We start from the raw sequence: 25,379 nt of genomic DNA, 5'->3' as shown, positions 1-25,379 counted from the left end.
GAGGCGGGCTTTTTATCGGTCGGGTGGTGCGTTACAGCGTCGCGCCGCCGACTGCGCGGTTGCACGGACAGAGTTCGTCCGTTTGCAGACCGTCGAGAATACGCAGCACTTCTTCCGGATTACGGCCCACGTTCAGGTTGTTCACGGAAACGTGCTGGATGGTGTTGTCGGGATCGACGATGAAGGTGGCGCGCAGTGCGACGCCCGCTTCCTTGTCGCGCACGCCGAGCTGGTCGATCAGCTCGCCCTTGACGTCGCCGAACGCGTAATGGTTGAGCTTGTCGAGGTCTTTGTGCTCGCGGCGCCATGCCAGTTTGACGAACTCGTTGTCGACGCTGCCGCCCATCAACACGGCGTCGCGTTCATCGAAGTCTTTTGAAAGCTTGCCGAATTCGACGATTTCAGTCGGGCAGACGAAGGTGAAATCCTTCGGATAGAAGTAGATGATTTTCCACTTGCCCGGAAACGACTGCTCGGTGATGTCTTCGAAAGCCGACTGGCCGTTTTCTTCGTGATTGTTGAAGCCCGGCTTGGCGGCGGTGACGGTGAAAGCTTCGAGTTTATCGCCCACGGTTTTCATGCGCTTGCTCCTGTGTACGTTGAAAAAAACAGCCTGTTCAAGCTACCAGTTCGCCGTAACGATCACGTTACATCGAACTGTACACTATAGTTCTATCAACGCTATCGCCCAATAGTTTTTGACTAATGGGGTGGATAGTTATTTTTCACTGCGTCGATAGCGACTATGTCTGGAGCCGGCGACGGGCGTCAGCGGCACTGCAACGGTGTGCCGCTATACGCCCTTCGCAAGCGGGAATTCAATCGTGACTTCGAGCCCCGGTCCGGGGGTGCGGTTTCGCAGACGCAACGCGCCGCGATACCGGCTGACCAGCCGCTGCACGATGGCCATGCCGAGTCCGGTGCCGTTGGCCTGCGTGCGCGCCGAGTTCACACGATAGAACGGCCGTGTGACAAGCGCGAGTTGGTCTTCGGGGATGCCCGGGCCTTCGTCCACCACCGACAGTTCGACCCGCGAATGCGAGACGCGGGTTTCGAGAATCACGTGCGGAATGCCGTCGGTGTCGCTCAGACCGTATTTGCGCGCGTTTTCGATCAGATTGCCGATCACGCGACGCATATCGGTCTCGTCCGCCTCGATCACCGCCGACGGCGCGAGCCGCGTGATCAGCCGCATGCCGTCTTCATTGGCCACGCGTGCGGCGAGTTCGCCCGCGATCACCGACAGATCGACCGGTTCCGGCACACGTTGCACCGGCCGCGCGTAATCGAGGAAGCGCCCGATGATCATGTCCATCTGTTCGATATCGTCGACCATCGCGTTCTTGGTGGCCTGATCCGACGGGCTCATTTCGGTTTCGAGCCGCAAGCGCGCGAGCGGCGTGCGCAGGTCGTGCGAAATCCCGGCCAGCATCAATGCGCGGTCCGCTTCGAGCTGTTCGAGATCCTGCACCATCTGGTTGAAGCTTCGATTGGTTTCGGCGGCGACGCCCATGCCGCGCTCGGGTAAGGGCTCAGGCGATTGCCCCGAACCCACCTTGCGCGCGGCGATCGCGAGTCGCGCGAACGGCCGGTTCACCAGACTCGTGATGAACGCCGCGCCGAACAGCGACAGCGCGAGCGCGAACACGCCCCAGCCGGCCCATTGGAGGCCGGTGGCGTTGTCGAGCTGATCGCGGTCGAGTGCGACCCAGTAGTCGTCGTCGTCGATCTTGAAGCTGATCCACACGCCGGGAATATCGTTGACGGACTGCGCGATCACGGTGTCGTCGCCGAGGCGGCCGCGAATGTCGTGTTCGATCAGCCGGTTCAGCGATTCGTCCGGTTGCAGGTGGTATTTGTCACTGGTTTCGCGCGGGTACACGCGCACCCCTTCATTGCTCTCCAGATCCTGCAGCAGTGCGCGCCGCAGATCGGGATCGGAATAGAGGAGTGCGGTGCGCGTGAGCTTCACGATGGCGACCAGCTGCAAAGCCACGCGCTGTGCGCGCGGCTCGCGTTCGATCACCCGGAAGCTCTGGAACCACGCGGCGAGACTGACTGCGATCAACAGCGCGATCAGCAGAAAGGTCCGCCAGAAAAGGCCACCGAACGCGAGCGTCAGGAGGCGCCGGTCGATCCGCATGGGCCCTTCTTGTTGGAAAACGTGGAAAACGCGAAGCGGAAGCAAACGCAAAGGTTCAATCAGGCCGCGCCGTCAGGAATGAAGACGTAGCCAAGACCCCAAACGGTCTGGATGAAGCGCGGGCTGCCCGGATCCGGTTCGATCAGTTTGCGCAGACGCGAGATTTGCACGTCGAGACTGCGGTCGAACACTTCGTATTCACGGCCGCGAGCCAGTTCCATCAGCTTTTCACGCGACAGCGGCTGACGCGGATGACGCGCGAACACCTTCAGCACCGAGAATTCGCCGGTGGTGAGCGGGATTTCCTGGCCGGCCTTGGTCAACGTGCGGGTGGCCAGATTCAGCGCGAACTCGCCGAATTCGAACACTTCCGTTGTTTCCGACGGCGCGCCGGGCAATTCGGATGGCGACTGACGACGCAGCACCGCGTGAATTCGCGCGACCAGTTCGCGCGGATTGAACGGCTTGGGCAGGTAGTCGTCCGCGCCCATCTCCAGACCGACGATGCGATCGACGTCTTCGCCCTTGGCGGTCAGCATGATGATCGGCGTGCGGTCGTTGCTGCCACGCAGACGGCGGCAGATGGACAGACCGTCTTCGCCGGGCAGCATCAGGTCGAGCACGAGCAGATCGAAGCGCTCTCGCACCCACAATTTGTTCATCGACGGCGCATTCTCAGCGACGTAGACATTGAAGCCTTGTTCTCCGAGGTAACGGCGCAGCAGATCGCGCAGACGCGGATCGTCGTCGACGACGAGGATTTTCGAAGGGTTTTTGGTTTCCATGAGCGGCATCTTAGCGCGATTAGAAAGGGGTGCGCGGTCGCACCATTTATGGGGTTACAGTCAGTTACAAAATTTACCCGTCCTGTGGCACGACGTAAAGCGTGCACAGGTAGACTCCTTTACTGAATGCGGCTGTTCGGTGGATACTTCATTCGACAAACACTCTCGCACCCGGTTTCACCCGGGGTCTGCACACGCATTAAAGGTAGCCGGTTGCCGCACCACGAAGGGAAAAAGATGAAGGGAGGGGTTTGGCCGAACGTACGGCTGCGCGTCATTGCGCTTGCTGTCGCCGGCACACTCGCGGGCACGTTCGTACACAGACCCGTTTATGCTCAGCCTTCTCCTGACCGGCTGGTTATCCCGCGTCCGTCCCGTCCGAATAGCGGCAGCTTGCCGCGCCAGGCGCGTCAACCGCGTTACGCGAGTCACGACCGCCTAGCATCAGACGTCATGTTCCGCACTGCAGTTCCCACAGATCTCGATCAACGTCGTCGCGATGGTCACATGACCCCCGATGAACGCCGCCTGTTGCGTCAGCATATCGAAGACGCGGTCCGCGATCTCTACAAGCGCTAGGCGCTGTCCAACGCAGGCCACGCCTGTGTTTCCCGTCGTCGCGCGCCATGCGCACGTGCGCATCGCCGCCCACATTTCCGCCTTTCCCGTCGCTCGCGTCAACGCATATCTGCTGCGTGTCGTTGATGATCGATAGTCTTACCGGACCTTTGCGCGCCCGCGTAACCGGTCTCGCCCGTTCCGGATCAACCTCGTTCGATTTTTACGGATCGCCGGCCATGTCATCGTGCGCCAGAGTGTTCGTCGATGCGCTTCGTCTCGCGGCGCTGATCGCGGTCGTAGCAGTCGTTACGGTCGTCACGGTCGTCACGGCTTCGTCCGCGTGGGCGTCGTCAGCCGCGGTCACGCGTGCAAAACACGTGACCACGCATCCGCGCGTGCCGTCGCAAGACGAAACCCTGCTCGATGCCGACGACGCGCGCTTCTTTCTGACGCGCATCGGCTTTGCGCCCGACCGTGCCGAACTCGCGCGATACGTCGGCCTCACGCGTGAAGAGGCGGTCGAGCGCGTGCTCCACGAGACCCGCGACGATGCGCTGACGCCGATGCCCGCGTGGATCGACGAAGCGTTGCCATCGCGCGATGAACGCAAGTCATGGAGCGCCGAACAACGCCGCGACGCGGAGCGTCTGCGTCGCCAACGCTACGACGGGTTGCGCGCGTGGTGGGTGCAGGAGATGCGGGTCACGCCATCGCCGCTGACCGAGCGCATGACGTTGTTCTGGCATAACCACTTCACCTCGGGCGAGGACAAGGTCCCGTACCCGCAACTGGCCGCGCGCCAGAACCGGCTGCTTCGTCACGACGCGCTCGGCCATTTCGACGCGATGCTGCATGACGTCGCGAAAGATCCGGCGATGCTGCTGTATCTCGACGGCGCGTCCAATCGCAAAGGCAAGCCCAACGAAAATTTCGCGTCGCGAAGCGATGGAACTGTTCACGCTCGGCGAAGGGCAGTACACGCAGCGGGACGTGTCGGAAGCGGCGCGCGCGTACACCGGCTGGAGCGTCGATCCCGACACCGGCGCGTATATTTCGCGCGCCGCGCTGCATGACGACGATATCAAGACCGTGTTGGGTCATAGCGGCCGGTTCGACGGCGACGACGTGCTCGATATCCTGCTCGCGCAGCCGCAAACCGCGACGTTTATCGTCGGCAAGTTGTGGCGCGAGTTCGTGTCGGACACGCCCGACCCGAACCAGGTCGCGCCGATCGCCGCGCGCTTTCAGGCGAGCGGCTACGATATCAAGGTCGCGTTGCGCGCGCTGTTTCTGGGCGATGCGTTCTGGAACCCGGTCAATCGCGGCGTGCTGGTGAAGTCGCCGGTCGAGTTCACGATCGGAACGATGCGGGCGTTCGATGTCGGCTACGATGACAGTGCGTCGTCCAGTCTCGCGCTCGCCGGCACGATTCGCAGCTTCGGCGAAAACCTGTTTTATCCGCCGAATGTCAAAGGTTGGCCGGGCGGCTCGACATGGATCAATAGCTCGACGTTGCTCGCGCGCAAGCAGTTCGTCGAGCGGCTGTTTCGTTCGACGGAAAGCGTTGGGCCGCCGGGCCCGACGGCGACCATGACGGCGGGCATCGCGGGAACTGCGGCGACGCCGCGCGTGCGTCAGCGCGGCATGCGGTTCGACATCGAAGGCTGGCTTGCGTCTTACGGCGCATCGCCTGCCGAACCGGCCGGATTGTCCGCCGAGCTTCAGATGCAGCACGCGGTGTTGCCGTTCGCCCCCGTCGATGCGATCGACACGGCGTCGAGTGCGAGTGCGTATCTGGAGGCGCTGTTGATGGACCCGGCGTATCAGTTGAAATGATCACGTGAATCAGCCCGGGCCGACCCGTCCGACACTCGCGGCTTCGACGAGGTGCAGCATGAAACGACGCACGTTTCTTTCGATGACCGCCGCAGCTGGTGCCGGGCTCTGGCTGCCACCGGCGTTCTGCGCGCAAGAGCGGGATGCGGCGAGTCGCGCGTCGATGTCGGCCGCACGCGGGCCGTACGACAACCTGTTGATCCTGATCGAGCTGAAAGGCGGTAACGACGGCCTCAACACGGTGATTCCGTACGCCGATCCGCTCTACTATCAGCTGCGCAAAAATATCGGCATCCGGCGTGATCAGGCCATCGCGCTCGACGAACGCACCGCGCTGCATCCCGCGTTGCAGCCGCTGATGCCGTTGTGGCAGGCGCAGCAACTCGCCATCGTGCAGGGCGTCAGTTACGCGCAGCCGAACCTGTCGCATTTCCGTTCGATCGAAATCTGGGACACGGCATCGCGCGCCGATCAATATTTGCGCGAAGGCTGGTTGACGCGCGCGTTCGCGCAACGTGCGGTGCCGTCCACCTTTGTCGCGGACGGCGTGGTGATCGGCAGCGCGGAAATGGGGCCGCTCGCGAATGGCGCGCGCGTCGTCGCGCTGGTCAATCCGGCGCAGTTCATCAAGGCGGCGCGGCTCGCGACGCCCGTGTCGCTGCACGAACGCAACCCGGCGCTGGCGCATATTCTCGACGTCGAAAATGAGATCGTGCAGGCGGCCGTCCGTTTGCGTCCGGCATCGATCGATGGCAACACATCCGCCAGCACGCCTCGAGATAAAGCGGCTCCGAGCGGCGCTGCGATGCAGTTTTCATTCGAAACACGCTTTCCGGCGGGCGCGTTCGGCACGTCGATCAAAACTGCGATGCAGGTGCTCGCGGCTGGTGAGACGTCACACCATACGCCGGTCGAAGGGCAGGGCGTCGCCGTGATCCGGCTGACGTTGAATGGTTTCGATACGCATCAGAATCAGCCGGCGCAGCAGGCGTCGTTGCTCAGGCAATTCGCGGACGGGCTGGTGGCGATGAAATCGGCGCTGACCGAACTGGGCCGTTGGGACGACACGCTGGTGATGACGTATGCGGAGTTCGGGCGGCGCGCGCGAGAGAATCAGAGCAACGGCACGGATCACGGTACCGTCGCACCGCATTTCGTGACCGGTGGTCGCGTGCGGGGCGGTTTATATGGCCTGCCGCCGATGCTTGCGAGACTCGACGGCAACGGCAATCTGCCGGTCGGCGTCGATTTCCGGCAGTTGTATGCAACGGTGCTCGGGCCGTGGTGGGGACTGGATGCGAGCGCGGTGTTGCAGCAGCGTTTCGAGCCGCTGCCGTTGCTGCGCGTGTAGTGGCGCGTGCGGAACGCTGGCGCCCGTTGCGGTGTTGAGTGCGGACGCTGAAGCCCGGCGCTTAACCCCGGCGCGCGCCGCGCCACGCGATGAACAGCTTGCGGATCGGCGTCAGCGCGATCCGCTGATGCAGCACGTGATAGCCGTCGCGCTCGATCTCGTCGAGCAACGCGAGCGCCAGCGCGGCCAGCGCGCGCAACGTGCGTTGCGTGCGACGTTCGGTGGACGGAATCGCGGCCAGCGCGGTCGTGATTGCATCGCGCGCGCGGGTTGTCTGGAACCGCATCATGTCGAAGAACGCGTCGGAATATTTGCGGTTGATCAAGTCCGCTGCGGTCACGTTGAAGCGCTGCATCTCGTCGATCGGAATATAGATGCGGCCGTGGCGCGCATCGTCGCCGAGTTCGACGACGCATTGCGCGAGCAGCAGGGCTTCGCCCAGCGGCTCGGCCCAACTCGCGGCCTGGCCGGGCGCGTTCGCGGTGCCGCGTGCGATCAGCGCGGCAAAGTTGCCGCCCACGCCGTGCAGGTAGCGTCGCAAGTTCGGAAAGTCGAGATAGCGCGCCTGGTCCAGATCCATCTCGAAGCCGGCGAGCAAGGTCTGGATGGCCGGATATTCGTCCGCGACGGCTTGCGTGCTGCCCAGATGCGCGGCGATCGCTTTCGACACCGGGTGCGTCGGATTGCCTTCGGCCAAACCGGCGAGTTCCTTTTGCCACCACGCGAGCTTGGTCCGGCCGATGGTCGGATCGCTGGTTTCCTTGACCGTCTCCTCGAACTCCCGACGCAGTGCAAACAGGGCGGTCAGCAGCGGCTGGCGGGCGGCTGGCGCCTGCCGAAGCGCGTAATAGGTGCTGGATCCGGCGGGCGCCGCTTTCTGCTGGCAGTATTCGTCGAAGTTCACTAGGGAGGCCGTCTTGGTGCGGTGAATGTGGAAAGGCGTGGACACGCGTGGGGCAGGCGACGGGCAGCAGACAAATAAAGGCAAAGACCGCTGCCGGGCAACCAAAAATTGTAGCATCGACATCGCTTTGGCAAATGTACACAACTGCAGGCCGATCGGTTAGAATCTCGCGCTTACGCTTTTGAGGCGGCGTTCATCGGATTGAAAGGTGAGCGTGTCGCGAAGGCGAGCCACACATCGAACAACGCGCATGCGGTCTGTGCAGTTGATTCGGCTGCGAGGGTGGCGAAATTGGTAGACGCACCAGGTTTAGGTCCTGACGCCCGCAAGGGTGTAGGGGTTCGAGTCCCCTCCCTCGCACCATGCATTCTGGAAAAGCCCCGTAAGTTCAAAGACTTACGGGGCTTTTTTGTTTTCGCGAAGCGCGTCGACCGCCGCTTTGCGGTACGCGCCGCCGTATCGGCGCGCCCGCTGCCCACGGTTGCGGCGGTCGCGCAATTTCCCTATCCTCGTTGCACGCCTCACACCAAGAAAACGACGCGGCCGCCGCCGACGTCGCCCACTCTGGAGACAGACATGTCCGATGTCGCAGCGTTGCTGAACCCGCATCACGCAGGCGCTTCCCACGATCCCCATCGCCATTCCGACGCGCACGACGAAGCCGCCTTACGCGTCCAGTTGGCCGGCACCTACCGCGTGTTCGCGATGCTCGGCTGGTCCGAACTGATCTACAACCACATCACCGTGCGTGTGCCCGGTCCGCAGCGGCACTTTCTGATCAATCCCTTCGGTTTGCACTACACGGAAGTGCGCGCGTCGAACCTCGTCAAGATCGATCTGGATGGCAACGTGATCGGCAACACGGCGTATCGGGCGAATCCGGCGGGTTTCGTCGTGCACGCGGCCTTGCATCGCGCGCTGCCCGACGCGCATTGCGTGATGCACACGCACACGACCGCCGGACTCGCCGTGGCGTGCTCGCAAGCCGGGCTGGAAAACTCCAATTTCTATTCGGCGCAATTGCACGGCATGGTCGCGTATCACGACTTCGAAGGCATCACGATTCACGATGACGAAGGTCCGCGACTGGTCGCCAATCTCGGCGACAGACGCCTGATGATCTTGCGCAATCACGGCTTGCTGTCGATGGGCTCGACCATCGCGCAGGCGTTCGCGCGTTTGTGGACGCTCAATCGCGCGTGCGAGATTCAACTCGCGACGGCCGCCTTCGGCGCGCCGCGCATGATTTCCGACGACATCGCCGCACGCTGCACGCGCGATTCGTTGCAGTTCGACCCGCGTCACGGCGCGGGGCAGGACGTACTCGACGCGCTGCTGCGGCAGGTCGAGCGGATCGATCCATCCTACAAAGAGTGATGCAAACGATGAGTTCACGGCAAGTTCGTACGGCAGTGGTTGGCGCGGGCGCGATAGGCGGGTTGATCGCGGCGGCGGCGGAACGCGCGGGGCACGCGGTCGGCGTGCTCGCGCGCGGCAAGACGCTCGACGCGATTCGCGCAGACGGCATTCGTATCGTCGATGCGCAAAGCGAGTATGTCGCGCGGGTCGTCGCGAACGACGATGCCGGCGCGCTCGGCGAGCAGGATTTCGTGGTGGTGGCATTGAAGGCGCAAGCGCTGCCGGCGATCGCGGCGAGCCTCACGCCGATGATAGGTCCGCAAACGACGATCGTCGCGGCGATGAACGGCTTGCCGTGGTGGTTTCTGCATGATCTGAGCGGACCGCTGGCCGGTCGGCATATCGAGGCGGTCGATCCGGGCGGCGCGGTGTCGGCGGCGTTGTCGCCGGCGCAGTCGGTGGGGTGTGTCGTGCATCTGTCGTCGTCGACCGATGCGCCGGGCGTGATTCGTCGCGGGCGCGGCAATCAGCTGATTATCGGCGCGCCGCTCGCAGCGACGTCGGACGCGGCGCACGCGTTTGCATCGGCGATGCAGGCGGGCGGCTTCGACGTCGCCGCCACCGACGATATCCGCACCGAAGTGTGGGCGAAGCTGTGGGGCAACATGAACATGAATCCGCTCAGCGTGTTGAGCGGTTCAACCGCAGACCAACTGCTCGACGATCCGATGACACATGCGCTGATCTTGCGAATGATGGAAGAGGCCGACGCGATCGGTCGGCGGCTCGGCCTGTCCACGCGTATGAGTGCGCCCGAGCGGGTGGCGATGACGCGCAAGCTGGGTGCGTTCAAGACGTCGATGTTGCAGGATTTCGAAGCGGGACGACCGCTCGAAATCGAGCCGATTCTGGGTGTGTTCCCCGAGTTGGGCCGCAAGCTCGATATACCGACGCCGTTCTGCGACGCGGTGCTCGGCTTGTTGCGGCAGCGCGCGTTCAGCAGCGGGTTGGTGGGCTGAACGGTTCAGCGTTTAGAGGCGTGCGATGCGCGGCGCCGGACGCCGCTTGCACCGCACGTCGTGACATGCAGTCGATTGCGGTCGAAGCGCCGCGCGCTCACTCCATACGCCGCTGCGCGCTCGCGATCACCTTGTCGAGCGCGTCGCTGAGGGCGGCATGTTCGCTTTCGTCGAGACAATCGAACAGATCGAGATTCCACTTGCGTGCGATCGGCATGATCTTGCGATACAACGCGCGGCCGTCGGTTGTCAGCGAGACCAGTACGACGCGACCGTCGAGCGTGCTGGTTTCGCGCGCCATCAGATTCTGGCCGATCAACGCTTCGGCGGCGCGGCTTGCCTGGCTCTTGTCGAGGTTCGCGTGTCGCGCGAGATCCATGATCGAAAACGGACCGAAGGATCCGACCGACGCAATCACGCGCGCTTCCGGCAACGTGACGCCCAGTTTCGTCTGATAACGCTCGCCGATGCCACGTTCGGCCAACTTGTTGAGCACATGAAGACGGTACGTCAAAAACTGCTCGAGTCCGGCTTTGGCGGAGGCCTTCATGATGCTCCCGGTCGTAAGTGGAGACGGTCCTGGCGCTACGGTGATTGCCGATCTTGCAGTGTGGTTGCGAAGCGTGCCCGGGCCGGGTTCAGGACTGACCTGATACTTGCCCGGTCGGCTTTTCTTCGCAGTTCCACTGCTTGCCCGATTGTTGCCGTATCCGTCGCGACGGTCAACGCGGACCGTACTTCATGCGCGTCAACTGCTCGGCTTCGTTGGTCAGCAAACGTGCGGCTTCGCGGATCGCGGTGTCGAGCGTGATCGGCCCAGGTGCCGGCGAGAAGCATCCACTGAAATACTCCGACAGACGCGGTAGCGCGTCGCCATCGACCGCGCCCGATAGCAGCGTGGCCGGCACGCCCGCCGCCTGCGCATGCTGACACGCGATGAAGGGCGCCTTGCCGTGCAGCGTCTGCGCGTCCGAGCGGCCTTCGCCGGTGATCAGCCAGTTCGCGCCTTGCAGCGCGTCGTCGAGCCGAAGCTGGCGCGCGACGGTTTCCGCGCCCGGCTCGAATTGCGCGCCGAGCATATGCAGCGCGAAGCCGAGCCCGCCGGCGGCGCCCGCGCCTGGCAGATCGCGTGCGCGCCGGTTGAGCGCGGGTTCCAGCAGGTCGGCGAAATGGCCGAGCGCCGCATCGATCGACGCGATCTGATCCGGCTGCACGCCTTTTTGCGGACCGAAGACGGCAGTCGCACCGTGGTCGCCGGTCAGCGGGTTGTCGACATCCGACATGCCGATGAAGCGGGCGCCGGCGAGCCGCGCATCGAGTTGCGATACGTCGATCCGCGCGACCCGCGCAAGCTGCGCCGGAACGGGTTCGAGTTCGGCGTCGCGGTCGTCGTAGAGCTTCATGCCGAGGCCCGCGAGCAGGCCGGCACCGCCATCGTTCGTGCTGCTGCCGCCCAGCGCCACGTATAAAAGCGCCGCACGCCCGCGTCGAGCAGCGCGCGAATCGCTTCGCCCATCCCGCGCGTGCTGCGCGCGTCGACCGGCACGCCCATGCCGACCGGGTCGGTAATCCCGACGATTTCCGCTGTCTCCACGACCGCGCTGCCGTCTGCGAGCAGGCCGGAGATCGCCTCGCGCACCGGACCTGCCGCACCGCGCACCGTCAAACGCCGACGCTCGCCGCCGCCCGACAGCAGCGCGTCGAGCGTGCCTTCGCCGCCGTCGGCCATCGGGCACAAACGCACGGTCGCGTCGGGGCGCGCGCGCTGGATGCCTGCGGCAATGGCCTGCGCGACCTGTTCGGCGCTCAGCGAACCTTTGAACGAGTCAGGAGCAATGACGACAACGGGCGAAAGCGGGTGATTCGGCATGGTGTCTCTTGAAGTTGGTATGAGGTGATGTCGGCTTGGGTCGGCTTGTATCGGTGCGAAATCGGAATGTAGCGTGAGTCGTGCGGCTCGACAGGGCCGCTGCAGCTTGCAAACGCTGTTATTGCAGCGCCGTTGTAGCTTATCAGCAGCGTGCCCGTCGCTAAATAGGCCGGAAGGCATAGCCGGAATCGATGGCGCGTGCGGGCTGCGATCTGGCGTGCGCGGCGCAAACAGGTTGCGCGATGGCGCGCTCGCTGTGGTCCAGCGGTGGTGGAAACGGGTTCTGCGTACCCGCATCACGTGCTGTCGGCACGGTGGGTTGTACACCGGTGACGATGTCCGGTTCCGCTTGCGAATGCCTAACCTGGCGAAAAATAACGGAAAAATGGCCCCAAACGATGCTCAACCGGACAAAAAAGCATGCGCTGATGTCGAATCCGGCTTGTCGCGCAAATAGTTTGCTAAAATATTCGGCTCTTTAGGCCCCAACCGTGCCGTCGGCGGCCTGTGAGCCCGCGGCGCAGGCGCGCGAACGGTGCGAAGCGACATCGAAAGCGGCACGGAAAAGATAACTGATTCGCTCGAATAATTTTAGGACGATTGAAGCCATGGCTAACGTTGTTGAAAACCTCGGCAAGCTCGAACGCCGCGTAACGATTTCCCTGCCGAAGGATGCCGTGCAGAAGGAAGTGGACTCGCGTATCCGCCAACTGGCGAAGAACGTGCGCATGCCGGGTTTCCGCCCGGGCAAGGTGCCGCTCAAGATGGTCACGCAACAGTATTCGGGCCAGGTGGAAGCCGAAGTGCTGAGCGACAAGGTCGGCAAAGAATTCTTCGACATCAGCCGCACCGAGAACCTGCGCGTGGCGGGTCAACCGAGCTTCGCCCCGAAGGCGGACGCTGCGGAAGGCGATTACGCATTCGACGCGACCTTCGAGGTCTATCCGGAAGTGAAGCTGGGCGACGTCGCCACGGCTGAAATCGAACGCACGACCACGTCGATCAGCGAAGCGGAAATCGACCGCACGCTGGACATCCTGCGCAAGCAGCGCGTCCATTTCCACGCACGCGGCGACGCTGGCGAGCATGGCGACGGCGGCTCGGACACCGCAGCAAAAGACGGCGATCGCGTGACGGTCGACTTCGTCGGCATGCTGGAAGGCGTTGCATTTGAAGGCGGCAGCGCTGACGACTTCGCATTCGTGCTCGGCGAAGGCCGCATGCTGCCGGAATTCGAAAAAGCGGCGCTCGGCCTGAAGGTCGGCGAAGCACGCGAATTCGATCTGGCATTCCCGGCTGACTATCACGGCAAGGACGTGGCAGGCAAGACGGCGCAATTCACGATCACGATGAAGAAGATCGAATGGCCGCATCTGCCGGAAATCGACGCCGACTTCGCGAAGTCGCTCGGCATCGAAGACGGCGATCTGACCAAGATGCGCGGCGAGATCAAGGACAACCTGGAACGCGAAGCGAAGCGTCGCACGCAAGCTATCGTCAAGAACCAGGTGATGGACGCACTGCTGAAGATTTCCGAACTCGACGTGCCGAACGCACTGATCGAGCAGGATCAGCAACGTCTGGTCGAAATGGCTCGTCAGGATCTGCAACAGCGCGGCGTGCCGAACGCAGCCGACGCACCGATCCCGGCTGAAATGTTCAAGGAACAGGCCGAGCGTCGCGTGAAGCTGGGCCTCGTGCTGGCCGAGTTGGTCAAGGCCAACGAACTGCAAGCCAAGCCGGAGCAGATCCGCGCGGAAGTCGACGAGTTCGCGAAAAGCTACGAAGACCCGAAGGAAGTCGTCCGCTGGTATTATTCGAACCAGCAGCGTCTTGCAGAAATGGAAGCGTACGTCGTTGAAGCCAACGTCGTCGATTTCGTTCTCGGCAAGGCCAAGGTGACGGACAAGGAAGTGAGCTTCGAAGAGCTGGCAAGCGCAACCGCGCAAGCGTAAGCATCGCTGCAATGGCGTGCCGGCTGTCGGAGCGACGGCCCGCACGCCGTTTTTTTGTGCTGTGTGGCCGCGCCTGTGTATTTGCGCGGCTTGCGCTGGGGTTGCGCACTTGAATACCGCGCCGCCGGACTCACTTGTCCAGTACGAATAATATTTCCAGACAAAGGATCCATTGCATGACCTTTCGCGCTCAAATGCTGGACACGATGACCTCCCAACGGGATCGGGACCTCGAAGCGCAGGCGCTCGGACTCGTGCCGATCGTCGTGGAAACGAGCGGCCGCGGTGAGCGTTCGTACGATATCTACTCGCGTCTGCTGAAGGAGCGCGTGGTGTTTCTGGTCGGCGAAGTCAACGACCAGACCGCGAACCTCGTCGTCGCGCAGTTGCTGTTCCTGGAAAGCGAAAATCCGGACAAGGACATCAGCCTGTACATCAACAGCCCGGGCGGATCGGTGTCGGCCGGTATGGCGATTTACGACACGATGCAGTTCATCAAGCCCGATGTATCGACGCTGTGTATGGGCCTTGCCGCCAGCATGGGTGCATTCCTGCTGGCCGCGGGCGCAAAGGGTAAGCGTTTCACGCTGCCCAACGCGCGCGTCATGATCCACCAGCCGTTGGGCGGCGCCCGCGGTCAGGCGTCGGACATCGAAATTCAGGCACGCGAAATCCTGTACCTGAAAGAGCGTCTGAACCAGCTGCTCGCGCATCACACCGGCCAACCGGTCGAACGTATCGCCCGCGACACCGACCGCGACAACTTCATGTCCGGCGACGACGCTCAGGCATACGGTCTGGTCGATCAGGTGCTGCACAAACGCCCGTGATCCCGTTCGTTTTTGCCCTTTCCAGCCACTGAAACCCAGTGGTGAATAGGGGCAAAAACGCTGTCGGAACGGTTGTGAAATAATCAACATTCGTCCGAGCGCCTGCGGCAAACGCCGTTAAGTCCAGCTCGTCCTCAGCGTCGGCGGGGCGACAGCAAACGGCGTATTATGTAATCGAGTGTCCGGAGGCTCACACATCTATGGCGGACAAAAAAGGTTCTAACAGCGAAAAGCTGTTGTATTGCTCGTTTTGCGGCAAGAGCCAGCATGAAGTCAAGAAACTGATTGCCGGCCCGTCGGTATTCATCTGCGATGAATGTATCGACCTGTGCAACGAAATCATCCGCGACGAAGCTGCCGGTGCGGGTATCGAAGCGGGCTTGTCCAAGTCCGATCTGCCGAGTCCGCAGGAAATCCGCGAAATCCTCGATCAATACGTGATCGGCCAGGAACGCGCGAAGAAAATCCTCGCGGTAGCGGTGTACAACCACTACAAGCGCCTGAAGCACCTCGACAAGAAAGACGAAATCGAGCTGTCGAAGAGCAACATCCTGCTGATCGGCCCGACGGGTTCCGGCAAGACCTTGCTCGCGCAGACGCTTGCACGTCTTCTGAACGTGCCGTTCGTGATTGCCGACGCAACGACGTTGACCGAAGCCGGTTATGTCGGTGAAGACGTCGAAAACATCATTCAGAAGCTGCTGCAGAACTGCAATTACGAAGTCGACAAAGCGCAGCGCGGCATTGTCTACATCGACGAAATCGACAAGATCAGCCGTAAATCCGACAACCCGTCCATCACGCGCGACGTGTCGGGCGAGGGCGTTCAGCAAGCGCTGCTGAAGCTCGTCGAGGGCACGATGGCGTCGGTGCCGCCCCAAGGCGGTCGCAAGCATCCGAACCAGGATTTCATCCAGGTCGACACGACGAACATCCTGTTTATCTGCGGTGGCGCTTTCGACGGCCTCGAAAAGGTGATCGTCGATCGTACGGAAAAGACGGGCATTGGTTTCGGCGCGAGCGTCAAGAGCAAGCAGGAACGCGACGCGGGCGAAGTGCTGCGCGAAACCGAGCCGGAAGATCTGATCAAGTTCGGTCTGATTCCGGAGTTGATCGGTCGTCTGCCGGTGGTCGCAACGCTTGGCAAGCTGGACGAAGCCGCGTTGATGACGATTCTCGTCGAGCCGAAGAACGCGCTGGTCAAGCAGTATCACAAGCTGTTCGGTATGGAACGGGTCGAGCTGGAAATCCGCCCGGCCGCATTGCAGGCAGTTGCACGCAAGGCGATTCGCCGTAAAACGGGTGCACGCGGTCTGCGTTCGATACTGGAACAGGCGTTGCTTGACGTTATGTATGAGTTGCCAACGATGAAAGGCGTCAGTAAGGTCATCATCGACGACAACGTCATCGACGGCGACGGCAAACCGTTGCTGATCTACGAAGACGCACCAAAGGTCGCGGGTTCGAACTGATCGGCTTTCCGCGATTTGCAAAAAAAGCCGTTCATGGCAACGTGAACGGCTTTTTTCGTTTATCGTGTGGTTACGACGGACTCTTTTTTGGTGTCACTGAACTTTTCCCACGCGCTTAGGCTTGCAATTGTTTCTGCCGGCCTTAATTACTGAACGACTTGATTCCATTCATGGGGAAATGAAATGTCAGGAACCCAACTCCTCCCGCCGGAACACACCACGCTTCCGCTGCTCCCGCTGCGTGATGTCGTAGTTTTCCCGCACATGGTGATCCCGCTCTTCGTGGGGCGCCCGAAATCCATCAAGGCCCTCGAAGTGGCGATGGAGGGCGGCAAGCACATCATGCTGGTCGCTCAAAAGACCGCGGCGAAAGACGAGCCGACTGAAAAAGACATGTACGAAGTGGGATGTATCGCCAACATCCTGCAAATGCTGAAGCTGCCGGACGGCACCGTGAAGGTGCTCGTCGAAGGCTTGCAGCGCGCCAAGACGATTTCGATCGAAGAACAGGAAACCCAGTTCTCGTGCGAAGTCATGCCGCTCGAACCCGACCACGCCGACAGCGCTGAAACTGAAGCGCTGCGTCGCGCGATCGTGTCGCAGTTCGATCAGTACGTGAAGCTCAACAAGAAGATCCCGCCGGAAATCCTGACCTCGTTGTCGGGTATCGACGAAGCCGGCCGACTGGCCGACACGATCGCCGCGCATCTTCCGCTGAAGCTCGACCAGAAGCAGCACATCCTCGAGATGTTCCCGGTCATCGAGCGCCTCGAGCATCTGCTCGCGCAACTCGAAGCCGAGATCGACATCCTTCAGGTCGAAAAGCGCATCCGTGGACGCGTGTCTAAGCGTCAGATGGAAAAGAGTCAGCGCGAGTACTACCTGAACGAACAGGTCAAGGCGATCCAGAAGGAACTGGGCGAAGGTGAAGAAGGTGCGGATCTCGAAGAACTCGAGAAGCGCATCACCGCCGCGCGCATGCCGAAGGAAGCGAAGAAGAAGGCCGACGCGGAGCTGAAAAAGCTCAAGCTGATGTCGCCGATGTCGGCGGAAGCGACGGTCGTGCGTAACTACATCGACACGTTGATCGGCTTGCCGTGGCGCAAGAAGAGCAAGGTCAACAACGACCTGTCGAATGCGGAACGCGTGCTCGACGAAGACCACTTTGGTCTCGAGAAAGTGAAAGAGCGCATTCTCGAGTATCTCGCGGTCCAGCAACGTGTCGAGAAGGTCAAGGCGCCGATCCTGTGCCTCGTTGGGCCTCCGGGTGTCGGTAAGACGTCGCTGGGTCAGTCCATCGCGCGTGCGACGAACCGCAAGTTCGTGCGGATGGCGCTCGGTGGCGTGCGTGACGAAGCGGAAATCCGCGGTCACCGCCGGACGTATATCGGTTCGATGCCGGGCAAGATCCTGCAAAGCCTGACCAAGGTCGGCGTGCGTAATCCGCTCTTCCTGCTCGACGAAGTCGACAAGATGGGTATGGATTTCCGCGGCGATCCGTCGTCGGCATTGCTGGAAGTGCTCGATCCGGAACAGAACCATACGTTCGCCGACCACTACGTCGAAGTCGACTTCGACCTGTCGGACGTGATGTTCGTGGCGACGTCGAACTCGCTGAATATCCCGCCGCCGTTGCTCGACCGGATGGAAGTGATCCGTCTGTCGGGTTACACGGAAGACGAGAAGGTCAGCATCGCGCAACGTTATCTTTTGCCCAAGCAAAAGAAGAACAACGGCCTCAAGGAAGGCGAGGTCGATGTGACTGAAACCGCGATCCGCGACATCATTCGTTACTACACGCGTGAAGCGGGCGTTCGTTCGCTCGAGCGTGAAATTTCGAAGATCTGCCGCAAGGTCGTGAAGATGCTTCTGCTGAAGAAGGCGGAAGGCGCGGTGAAGGTCGACGGCGGCAATCTCGATACGTTCCTCGGCGTGCGCAAGTACGACTTCGGTCTGGCTGCCAAGGAAAATCAGGTTGGCCAGGTCACGGGTCTCGCGTGGACGGAAGTGGGCGGCGATCTGCTGACCATCGAAGCTGCGGTGATGCCGGGTAAGGGCAACGTGATTCGCACGGGTTCGCTCGGTGACGTGATGAAGGAATCCGTGGAAGCGGCGCGCTCGGTGGTTCGTTCGCGTTCGCTCCGTCTGGGCGTGAAGGACGAAGCGTTCGAGAAGCGGGACATTCACATCCACGTGCCGGAAGGCGCGACGCCGAAGGACGGTCCGTCCGCCGGTATCGCGATGACCACGGCGCTGGTGTCGGTGCTGACCGGCATTCCGGTTCGCGCTGATGTCGCGATGACGGGTGAAATCACGCTGCGTGGCGAGGTGCTGCCGATCGGTGGGTTGAAAGAGAAGTTGCTCGCGGCGCATCGCGGCGGCATCAAGCTGGTGCTGATTCCGGAAGAGAACGTCAAGGATCTGACGGACATTCCGGACAACGTGAAGAACGCTATCGAAATCGTGCCGGTCCGCTGGATCGACAAGGTGCTCGAACTCGCGCTCGAACGTGTACCGCAGCCCATCGTCGAAGAAGAACCGAAGGCTGCTCCCGTTGCAGCAGATGCGGCGAAAGAAGGCGGCACGACGACGGAAGTCGTCAAGCATTAAGCATCTTTAACGGTTGTTGCCTGACATCAAGCCCGCGGTTTCGTCCGCGGGCTTTTTCTTTGCGCGAACGCAATAGTTAAACGCTTTGAGTTCATGCTGCGCGAAGTTCGATGGTTGTGCGCGCATCGATCCACGGCAATATCTGGTGACCGAAAACGCGTCGCCAGGCCCCCTCCATCCGGCTCAACCCCGCTTGACACAAGGGTTTCGGCCAATTCTAATTGGCTGGCTCGGCATCTTTGCCGTGCCGTGTCACGAAGGCGCGCTGCAGAGCAGCCGGCACGATTTGCGCAATAACATTCTCGGGGGCTTGGAATGAACAAGACGGAACTGATCGATCACATCGCACAGCAGGCCGACATTTCGAAAGCAGCGGCAGGACGTGCGCTCGATGCAGTGATCGGTGGGGTGAAGGGCACGTTGAAGAAGGGTGGTTCGGTGACGCTGGTGGGCTTCGGTACGTTTGCGGTCGGTAAGCGCACCGCTCGCACGGGACGCAATCCGCGCACGGGTGCCGCTATCAAGATCAAGGCAGCCAAGGTTCCTAAATTTAGGCCTGGCAAAGCCCTAAAGGATGCGCTAAACTAATGCCCTCTCTGCTTCACGGCACAGCGCTTCTAAACCAAGCAAACGTGAAATGAAGTAGCGAAATGAACCGCGGAGCGGGTGCTTAGCTCAGTTGGTAGAGCGGCGCCCTTACAAGGCGTAGGTCGGGAGTTCGAGCCTCTCAGCACCCACCAGTTCCAGGTTCATGCAGGTCAAGCATCAGGCACAGTGACAATCAGTGCTGCAGTTTAAGGAGTGGTAGTTCAGTCGGTTAGAATACCGGCCTGTCACGCCGGGGGTCGCGGGTTCGAGTCCCGTCCACTCCGCCAGTATCCTCGAAAGGCGAACTACGGTTCGCCTTTTTTATTGCCCGCTGTTGTAAGATCGGGCGTTCTGTTTTTGGCATCCCTCACGCATGCTCGATTTTTTCCGCAATCATAAACGCCTGATGATGTTCATGCTCATCCTGGTCATTGTGCCGGGGTTGGGTTTTGTGGGGATTCAGGGCTTCCGCGGCTTCTTCGATGAAAGCGCCAACGTCGCGAGCGTCAACGGTCACAAGATCACCCGTGCCGAGTACGACGACGCGATGCGTCAGCAACTGGATCGTGCGCGGCAAATGCTCGGCGCCCAGTTCGACATGAAGGCGTTCAATACGCCGGAGCGTCGTCAGGACATGCTCGATGGTTTGATCGAGCAACGTGTGCTGGCCGACGAAACGCAGCGCTTGCATCTGACCGCATCCGACGACGCAGTGCGTCGCGTGCTGCTCAACGATCCCATCATTTCGTCGCTGAAGAATCCTGACGGATCGATCGACGTCGAGCGCTACAAGCAATTGCTCGCCATGCAGGGCATGACGCCAGATCAATACGACGAGCGCGTCCGTTACAGCATCGCGACGCAGCAGTTGCCGGCCGCCGTGCAAGGCACCGCGTTCACGTCGAAGACACTCGCCCAGCATCTGACCGAACTCGCCGACCAGCAGCGCGAAGTGCAAGGTATCGCGCTTCATCCGCGCGACTACGCGGCGAAAATCGCGCCGACCGACGCGCAGTTGCAGGCTTACTACGACGCGCATCGCAACGACTTCGCTACGCCGGCAACCGCGACGATCCAGTATCTGGTGATGTCGCCGGCTGCGGTCGCGGCCACCGTGCAACCCACGGACGCCGACGTCAAGAAGTACTACGACGACAACATCGCCCACTATCGTACCGACGGCGAAGTGCGCGCGAGCCACATCCTGATCGCCGCGCCGAAGGATGCGAGCGCAGCCGACAAGGACAAGGCCAGGCAGAAGGCCGACGCTGTCCTCGCCGAAGTGAAGGCTCATCCGGACCAGTTCGCGCAAATCGCGTCGAAGGAATCGCAAGATCCGGGTTCGGCGTCGAAGGGCGGTGATCTCGGTTACTTCAGCCGCGGGATGATCGCTGGCGGCAAGGCATTCGACGACGCGGTTTTCGCGCTGAAGAAAGACGAAGTCAGCGGTATCGTCCAGACCGATTTCGGCTATCACATCGTCAAGGTGACGGACGTGAAGCCGTCGGTGACGAAGCCGTTCGACGAAGTCAAAGCCGCGATCGCGAAAGACGTGAAGTCGCAACAGGCCACGAAGGCATACACGGAAGGCGCGGACGGTTTTACGTCCACCGTCTACGAGCAGGCCAAGAGCCTGCAACCGGCCGCCGACAAGTACAAGCTCCAGGTTCAGACGGCCACGGTCACGCCGCAGCCGAACGCGTCGTTGCCCGCGGATAGCCCGCTGAACAATGCGAAGTTCCTGACGGCCGTGTTCGCCGACGATGCAGTGAAGAATCGCAACAACACGCAGGCCATCGACGTCGGCAACAGCACGCTGATCGCCGCGCACGTGACGGACTTCAAGGCCGCAGCCGTTCCTGCGTTCGACACGGTGAAGGATGCCGTGCGTACGAAGGTGATCGCGCAGCAATCGGTTGAAGCGGCGCGCAAGGACGGTGAAGCGAAGCTGGCCGACTTCCAGAAGTCGAAGACCACGGCGGGTTTCTCGTCGCCGCTGAAAGTGTCGCGTAACGATGCGCAAGGCGTGCCGCCCGCAGCATTGAGCGCAATCTACAAGGTCGATGCGCAGAAATTGCCGGCCTATGTGGGTGTCGACCTCGGTGCGGACGGCTATGCAATCTATCGCGTGAATGCGGTTTTGCCGGGTGCGACGGTCGATGCGCAACGCCTCGCCGGCGCGCAGCAGCAGATCGCCCAGGTGGCTGCGCAGTCGCAGGCCGAAGCGTATCTGCAAGCGCTGAAGGCGCGCGCGAAGATCAAGTTCTACGGCTCGACCGACAGTCCGGCGCCGTCGTCCAGCGACGACTAAAAACGCGCAATACGGCGTTCAGTTAAAAAAAAGCCCTGCATGAACATGCAGGGCTTTTTTGTTTGCGGCGCTGACGCCGCATCCAGCAATAAGTGCAGGCAGGAGGCTCTTACAGGCAGCCGCTGATCGCGCCGGTTGCTTCACTGCCGGCGCCGCCGTTTGCACGGAAACCAACCCACGTGCCCTTGCCGGAATAGTCCGGACGAACCACGGCAGCCGCGCCGCTAGGCGGTTGTTGACCCGGCACGAACACGTCCATCGCCTGATCGTTGGCGAGCGTGTCTTGCATCACGACTTGCTGCTGGGTGCCATCCGCCCACTTTTGTGCGATGCAGGTGGCGACAGCTTTCGGGGGCTGCTGGCTGGTGCCAACAGACTGGACGCCGGCCGGCGGTTGCGCAGCACAGGCGGAAATTGCCACGGTCAAAGCGACAAGCGGTAGATATTTCACGTCATTATCTCCTCAGAAAAGCACTTGAAACGAGCCGGGAAGGCTGCATCGTGGCGAACCAGTCAGAGCGTCCCAGCCAGCAGGTGTTCCGCTAATTTCGTAACACGTTGTTAGCTCGCGTTTCAGCGCGTGGAAGCAGGGCGAAGGAGTGGCTTCAAAGTTGGCCACACGTTGTCCAGTAGCACGGGCTGTGCCTGTTCCGTTGGATGAATCTGATCCGGCTGGAACATGTCCGGTTTGTTCTCGATGCCGGCGAGCAGAAACGGCACCAACGAAGTGCTGAACTGCCTGGATAGATCGACGTAGACGCCATGAAACTTTTGCGTGTAGTCCGGGCCGTAGTTAGGTGGGACGTACATGCCCACCAATACCACTTTTGCGTGTCCGTGCTGCGCCTGTTCGACGATTGTGCGCAAATTATCTTGCGTGGTGGCGAGCGGCACGCCGCGCAGCGCGTCGTTGGCGCCCAGTTCGACGATCACCACCGCAGGTTTGAGCCGTTGCATCAACGCCGGCAAGCGGGCCAGTCCGCCGCTCGTCGTGTCGCCGCTGATGCTGGCATTGGCGACGCTATAATCGAAACGCTCATTGGCGAGCCGCGTGCGCATCAACGCAACCCAGCCGCTGTCGCGCTTCAGGCCGTATTCGGCGGAAATGCTGTCGCCGAGCACGACGATCACCGGTTTGGCCGGATTGCCGGGTTGCGAGGGCGCCGCGCTGGCGGCGGCCGTTGCGGTGTTCGCGGCGTGAGCGCCCCCGGCCGACATCGTGATCGCGAGGCCGAGCGTCGCGACTTTCAGAACCTTCAAGCCGAAGGGCACTTTCAACCTACGCTGCCACATGCAAAAGAAAACTGATCCAGTCATCGAAGTGCGGGGTTTGTGCAAAAGGGTTAAGGATGCGACGGGAGAACTGACGATTCTCGATCATATCGATCTTTCGATCGATGCCGGGAGCCGCGTGGCGATCGTCGGCGCGTCGGGTTCGGGCAAGTCCACCTTGCTCGGCCTGCTTGCGGGTTTGGACAGCGCAAGCTCCGGCTCGGTTCGTCTGCTCGGCCACGAACTCGGCGAACTGAACGAAGACCAGCGCGCGGCATTGCGCAGCGGCTCGGTCGGATTCGTGTTCCAGTCGTTTCAACTGATGCCGCATCTGACCGCGCTCGAAAACGTCACGTTGCCGCTGGAATTGCAAGGCGGCATCAGTTCGCGCGAAGCGGCCGATCGTGCGCGTCGTCTGCTCGAACAGGTCGGCCTCGGCGCGCGTACGTCGCATTATCCGAAGCTGCTGTCCGGCGGCGAGCAGCAACGCGTTGCGCTGGCACGGGCGTTCGTCACGCATCCGGCCATCCTGTTCGCGGACGAGCCCACGGGCAGTCTCGATGCGGCCACGGGCCACGCGGTGATCGATCTGATGTTCGAGATGAATCGGGCGAACGGCGCAACGCTGATTCTCGTCACGCACGACTCGGAGCTTGCGCGTCGTTGCGATTCGACGGTGACGATCGAAGCGGGCAAGCTGATACCGTCGGTATCGGTGCAGGCATAAGAAAACGGGCCGCGTTCGGCCCGTTTCTGTTTGATGCGCCTGCGTACCCGTGGGCAATCAGATCACTTCTGCAGCGCCTTGCGCGCGCGTGCGATCAACGCCGAAGTGGACGAATCGTGCTTCGATGCATCGACGCTCGCGGCCGTCAGATCCGCCTCGACCACCTTGCCGAGAATCTTGCCCAGCTCGACGCCCCATTGATCGAACGGGTTGATATTCCACACCGACGCCTGCACCAGCACCTTGTGCTCGTACAGCGCAATCAGCGCACCCAGCGAGCGCGCGGTCAGCGCGTCGACCAGCAGCGTGCTGGTCGGACGGTTGCCGGGGAATACCAGATGCGGCGCGAGTTCCGGCTTGTCCGGACCGGCCACTTTCTTCGCTTCTTCGAGCGTGCGGCCAAGCATCAGCGCTTCGCTTTGCGCAAAGCAGTTGGCCAGCAGCTTCGGATGATGATCGCCCAGCGGATGTTCCGGCGTCAGCACGGCCACGAAGTCAATCGGCACGATGGTCGGGCCTTGATGCAGCATCTGGAAAAACGCATGCTGGCCGTTCGTGCCCGGCTCGCCCCAGGTCACGGCCGAGGTCGGATAATCGACCATCTTGCCGTCTAGGCGCGCCGACTTGCCGTTGCTCTCCATTTCGAGCTGCTGCAGATACGACGGCAGATAATGCAGCGCTTCCGAATACGGCGCGACCAGGTAGCTTTGCGAGCCGAAGAAGTTGCGATACCACACGCCGATCATGCCCAGCAGCACCGGCAGATTCTTCTCCAGCGGTGCGTCGCGGAAATGCTGGTCCATGTCGTTCGCGCCTGCGAGCAGCTCGCCGAACTGGTCCGGGCCGATCGCGATCATGATCGACAGACCGACCGCCGACCACAGCGAGTAACGCCCGCCGACCCAATCCCACATCTCGAACACGTTTTCTTTCGCGATGCCGAACTTGACCACTTCGGACGGGTTCGCCGACACGCCGACGAAGTGTCTCGCCAGCGCGTTTTCCGGACAGCCTTTCTGGACGAACCAGTCGCGCAGCGAGCGCGCGTTGGTCATCGTTTCCAGCGTCGTGAAGGTCTTCGACACGATGATCGCGAGCGTCTCTTCGGGGTCGATCTGCTGCATGACGCGATACAGATCGGCGCCGTCCACGTTCGACACAAAGTGCGTCGTGATGTCCGGCGTGGCGAGATGATGCAGCGCGTGGACGACCATCTTCGGACCGAGGTCCGAACCGCCGATCCCGATGTTCACCACGTAACGAATCCGCTTGCCGGTATAGCCGGTCCATTTGCCGCTGCGCACCTGGTCGGCGAACGCGGCCATCTTCGCGCGCTCGGCGGCGATCTGCGCGTGGAACGGCGCGTTCGGATCGGTGGCGCGCAAGGCCGTGTGCAACGCAGCGCGGCCTTCGGTCGGGTTGACCACGTCACCGGCGAACATCGCGTCGCGGCGCTTCTCGACGCCGGCTTCGCGGGCAAGCTTGACGAGCAGCTCGAGCGTGGCGTCGGTGATGCGGTTTTTCGAAAAGTCGGCTGCAAGGCCGCCGCCCGCGAACAGAAAACGTTCGGCGCGGGTCGGGGCGGGGTCGTTCGCCGGTGCGAACCAGTCGCGCATATGCGCATCGCGAACCGACTCGTAATGCGCTTGCAGCGAGGCCCAGGAAGGGAGCGAATTCTGCGTCGTCATAACCGTCCTAATGAGAGCAGCGTGATGCGTGCTGCCTTGGGTGGATGTCTGATGCGGCCGCGGCTGATGCAAAGCCGCGCTGGTTTTTCATGGTGTCC

Annotated in this window: 19 protein-coding genes, 3 tRNA genes and 2 pseudogenes; 15 read left to right on the top strand and 9 right to left on the bottom strand. The window is 61.8% G+C overall.

The window, feature by feature from the left end:
• Positions 1 to 31: 31 nt before the first annotated feature.
• From PW947_RS28755 to ompR, 3 genes are all read right to left on the bottom strand, one after another.
• Entirely contained in the window at positions 32 to 580 is a 549-nt protein-coding gene (locus PW947_RS28755; protein WP_299635812.1) for a peroxiredoxin, read from the bottom strand.
• A 213-nt stretch (positions 581 to 793) separates the two neighbouring features.
• A complete protein-coding gene (locus tag PW947_RS28750; protein ID WP_299635810.1) occupies positions 794 to 2,143 on the bottom strand; it encodes an ATP-binding protein in 1,350 nt (449 codons plus the stop codon).
• Between the two features lie 59 nt (positions 2,144 to 2,202).
• On the bottom strand, positions 2,203 to 2,928 hold the full coding sequence (gene ompR, locus PW947_RS28745; RefSeq protein ID WP_033379433.1) for a two-component system response regulator OmpR: 726 nt from the start codon (positions 2,926 to 2,928) through the stop codon (positions 2,203 to 2,205).
• Positions 2,929 to 3,165: 237 nt separating this feature from the next.
• On the opposite strand from ompR, the gene PW947_RS28740 reads away from it, so the two are divergent.
• The 3 genes and pseudogenes from PW947_RS28740 to PW947_RS28730 all read left to right on the top strand — a co-directional run bounded on the left by PW947_RS28740 (position 3,166) and on the right by PW947_RS28730 (position 6,676).
• On the top strand, positions 3,166 to 3,507 hold the full coding sequence (locus PW947_RS28740; protein WP_299636077.1) for a hypothetical protein: 342 nt from the start codon (positions 3,166 to 3,168) through the stop codon (positions 3,505 to 3,507).
• 377 nt (positions 3,508 to 3,884) lie between these two features.
• Positions 3,885 to 5,325, top strand: a pseudogene (locus PW947_RS28735) (DUF1800 domain-containing protein).
• 58 nt (positions 5,326 to 5,383) lie between these two features.
• On the top strand, positions 5,384 to 6,676 hold the full coding sequence (locus tag PW947_RS28730; RefSeq protein WP_299635793.1) for a DUF1501 domain-containing protein: 1,293 nt from the start codon (positions 5,384 to 5,386) through the stop codon (positions 6,674 to 6,676).
• Between the two features lie 61 nt (positions 6,677 to 6,737).
• Here PW947_RS28730 and PW947_RS28725 read toward each other — a convergent pair whose 3' ends face one another.
• Positions 6,738 to 7,580: a squalene/phytoene synthase family protein gene (locus PW947_RS28725; RefSeq protein ID WP_299635791.1), complete on the bottom strand. Its 843-nt coding sequence runs from the start codon at positions 7,578 to 7,580 to the stop codon at positions 6,738 to 6,740.
• Positions 7,581 to 7,856: 276 nt separating this feature from the next.
• Between PW947_RS28725 and PW947_RS28720 the strand changes: the two genes are divergently transcribed.
• From PW947_RS28720 to PW947_RS28710, 3 genes are all read left to right on the top strand, one after another.
• Positions 7,857 to 7,943 (top strand) — tRNA-Leu (locus tag PW947_RS28720).
• Between the two features lie 213 nt (positions 7,944 to 8,156).
• Entirely contained in the window at positions 8,157 to 8,957 is an 801-nt protein-coding gene (locus tag PW947_RS28715) for a class II aldolase/adducin family protein (RefSeq protein WP_299635789.1), read from the top strand.
• Positions 8,957 to 9,958 carry a 2-dehydropantoate 2-reductase gene (locus tag PW947_RS28710; RefSeq protein WP_299635787.1) on the top strand — a complete coding sequence of 334 codons (1,002 nt, stop codon included), beginning with the start codon at positions 8,957 to 8,959 and terminating at the stop codon, positions 9,956 to 9,958. Before PW947_RS28715 ends, PW947_RS28710 begins: the two co-directional genes overlap by 1 nt.
• Before the next feature lie 97 nt (positions 9,959 to 10,055).
• Here PW947_RS28710 and PW947_RS28705 read toward each other — a convergent pair whose 3' ends face one another.
• Positions 10,056 to 10,508: a MarR family transcriptional regulator gene (locus PW947_RS28705; RefSeq protein ID WP_299635785.1), complete on the bottom strand. Its 453-nt coding sequence runs from the start codon at positions 10,506 to 10,508 to the stop codon at positions 10,056 to 10,058.
• A gap of 172 nt (positions 10,509 to 10,680) precedes the next feature.
• A pseudogene (locus PW947_RS28700) lies at positions 10,681 to 11,828 on the bottom strand (glycerate kinase).
• A gap of 608 nt (positions 11,829 to 12,436) precedes the next feature.
• Here PW947_RS28700 and tig point away from each other — a divergent pair.
• The 8 genes from tig to PW947_RS28660 all read left to right on the top strand — a co-directional run bounded on the left by tig (position 12,437) and on the right by PW947_RS28660 (position 21,594).
• Positions 12,437 to 13,783 (top strand): trigger factor, encoded by a 1,347-nt coding sequence (tig, locus tag PW947_RS28695; RefSeq protein ID WP_299635782.1) that lies wholly within the window; start codon positions 12,437 to 12,439, stop codon positions 13,781 to 13,783.
• 176 nt (positions 13,784 to 13,959) lie between these two features.
• On the top strand, positions 13,960 to 14,613 hold the full coding sequence (gene clpP, locus PW947_RS28690) for an ATP-dependent Clp endopeptidase proteolytic subunit ClpP (RefSeq protein ID WP_299635780.1): 654 nt from the start codon (positions 13,960 to 13,962) through the stop codon (positions 14,611 to 14,613).
• Between the two features lie 200 nt (positions 14,614 to 14,813).
• On the top strand, positions 14,814 to 16,085 hold the full coding sequence (gene clpX / locus PW947_RS28685) for an ATP-dependent Clp protease ATP-binding subunit ClpX (protein ID WP_299635778.1): 1,272 nt from the start codon (positions 14,814 to 14,816) through the stop codon (positions 16,083 to 16,085).
• 183 nt (positions 16,086 to 16,268) lie between these two features.
• Positions 16,269 to 18,695, top strand: a complete 2,427-nt coding sequence (lon, locus tag PW947_RS28680; protein ID WP_299635777.1) for an endopeptidase La — start codon at positions 16,269 to 16,271, stop codon at positions 18,693 to 18,695.
• Positions 18,696 to 19,010: 315 nt separating this feature from the next.
• Complete coding sequence (locus PW947_RS28675; protein WP_007585907.1) at positions 19,011 to 19,283, top strand: HU family DNA-binding protein; 273 nt, start codon at positions 19,011 to 19,013, stop codon at positions 19,281 to 19,283.
• A gap of 76 nt (positions 19,284 to 19,359) precedes the next feature.
• Positions 19,360 to 19,435: transfer RNA gene (locus tag PW947_RS28670), tRNA-Val, on the top strand.
• A gap of 58 nt (positions 19,436 to 19,493) precedes the next feature.
• Positions 19,494 to 19,570 (top strand) — tRNA-Asp (locus PW947_RS28665).
• 86 nt (positions 19,571 to 19,656) lie between these two features.
• On the top strand, positions 19,657 to 21,594 hold the full coding sequence (locus PW947_RS28660) for a SurA N-terminal domain-containing protein (protein WP_299635742.1): 1,938 nt from the start codon (positions 19,657 to 19,659) through the stop codon (positions 21,592 to 21,594).
• 109 nt (positions 21,595 to 21,703) lie between these two features.
• Here the strand turns inward: PW947_RS28660 and PW947_RS28655 are convergent, their stop codons facing one another.
• Positions 21,704 to 22,045 (bottom strand): hypothetical protein, encoded by a 342-nt coding sequence (locus tag PW947_RS28655; protein WP_299635740.1) that lies wholly within the window; start codon positions 22,043 to 22,045, stop codon positions 21,704 to 21,706.
• A 122-nt stretch (positions 22,046 to 22,167) separates the two neighbouring features.
• On the bottom strand, positions 22,168 to 22,812 hold the full coding sequence (locus tag PW947_RS28650; RefSeq protein WP_299636075.1) for an arylesterase: 645 nt from the start codon (positions 22,810 to 22,812) through the stop codon (positions 22,168 to 22,170).
• Positions 22,813 to 22,885: 73 nt separating this feature from the next.
• Here PW947_RS28650 and PW947_RS28645 point away from each other — a divergent pair, with 73 nt between their 5' ends.
• Positions 22,886 to 23,593, top strand: a complete 708-nt coding sequence (locus PW947_RS28645) for an ABC transporter ATP-binding protein (RefSeq protein WP_299635738.1) — start codon at positions 22,886 to 22,888, stop codon at positions 23,591 to 23,593.
• A 62-nt stretch (positions 23,594 to 23,655) separates the two neighbouring features.
• Here PW947_RS28645 and pgi read toward each other — a convergent pair whose 3' ends face one another.
• On the bottom strand, positions 23,656 to 25,281 hold the full coding sequence (gene pgi, locus PW947_RS28640; RefSeq protein ID WP_299635736.1) for a glucose-6-phosphate isomerase: 1,626 nt from the start codon (positions 25,279 to 25,281) through the stop codon (positions 23,656 to 23,658).
• Positions 25,282 to 25,379 lie beyond the last annotated feature (98 nt).

Origin of the sequence: Paraburkholderia sp. (genome assembly GCF_028283785.1) — a bacterium.
GTDB lineage: Bacteria > Pseudomonadota > Gammaproteobacteria > Burkholderiales > Burkholderiaceae > Paraburkholderia.
This window is presented reverse-complemented; position numbering and strand designations above follow the sequence as displayed.

What these genes read in the sequence shown, in the direction of transcription:
- PW947_RS28755 (WP_299635812.1), bottom strand. Translation starts at nt 580, where the DNA reads ATGAAAACCGTGGGCGATAAACTCGAAGCTTTCACCGTCACCGCCGCC.
- PW947_RS28750 (WP_299635810.1), bottom strand. Translation starts at nt 2,143, where the DNA reads ATGCGGATCGACCGGCGCCTCCTGACGCTCGCGTTCGGTGGCCTTTTC.
- ompR (WP_033379433.1), bottom strand. Translation starts at nt 2,928, where the DNA reads ATGGAAACCAAAAACCCTTCGAAAATCCTCGTCGTCGACGACGATCCG.
- PW947_RS28740 (WP_299636077.1), top strand. Translation starts at nt 3,166, where the DNA reads ATGAAGGGAGGGGTTTGGCCGAACGTACGGCTGCGCGTCATTGCGCTT.
- PW947_RS28730 (WP_299635793.1), top strand. Translation starts at nt 5,384, where the DNA reads ATGAAACGACGCACGTTTCTTTCGATGACCGCCGCAGCTGGTGCCGGG.
- PW947_RS28715 (WP_299635789.1), top strand. Translation starts at nt 8,157, where the DNA reads ATGTCCGATGTCGCAGCGTTGCTGAACCCGCATCACGCAGGCGCTTCC.
- PW947_RS28710 (WP_299635787.1), top strand. Translation starts at nt 8,957, where the DNA reads ATGCAAACGATGAGTTCACGGCAAGTTCGTACGGCAGTGGTTGGCGCG.
- PW947_RS28705 (WP_299635785.1), bottom strand. Translation starts at nt 10,508, where the DNA reads ATGAAGGCCTCCGCCAAAGCCGGACTCGAGCAGTTTTTGACGTACCGT.
- tig (WP_299635782.1), top strand. Translation starts at nt 12,437, where the DNA reads ATGGCTAACGTTGTTGAAAACCTCGGCAAGCTCGAACGCCGCGTAACG.
- clpP (WP_299635780.1), top strand. Translation starts at nt 13,960, where the DNA reads ATGACCTTTCGCGCTCAAATGCTGGACACGATGACCTCCCAACGGGAT.
- clpX (WP_299635778.1), top strand. Translation starts at nt 14,814, where the DNA reads ATGGCGGACAAAAAAGGTTCTAACAGCGAAAAGCTGTTGTATTGCTCG.
- lon (WP_299635777.1), top strand. Translation starts at nt 16,269, where the DNA reads ATGTCAGGAACCCAACTCCTCCCGCCGGAACACACCACGCTTCCGCTG.
- PW947_RS28675 (WP_007585907.1), top strand. Translation starts at nt 19,011, where the DNA reads ATGAACAAGACGGAACTGATCGATCACATCGCACAGCAGGCCGACATT.
- PW947_RS28660 (WP_299635742.1), top strand. Translation starts at nt 19,657, where the DNA reads ATGCTCGATTTTTTCCGCAATCATAAACGCCTGATGATGTTCATGCTC.
- PW947_RS28650 (WP_299636075.1), bottom strand. Translation starts at nt 22,812, where the DNA reads ATGTCGGCCGGGGGCGCTCACGCCGCGAACACCGCAACGGCCGCCGCC.
- PW947_RS28645 (WP_299635738.1), top strand. Translation starts at nt 22,886, where the DNA reads ATGCAAAAGAAAACTGATCCAGTCATCGAAGTGCGGGGTTTGTGCAAA.
- pgi (WP_299635736.1), bottom strand. Translation starts at nt 25,281, where the DNA reads ATGACGACGCAGAATTCGCTCCCTTCCTGGGCCTCGCTGCAAGCGCAT.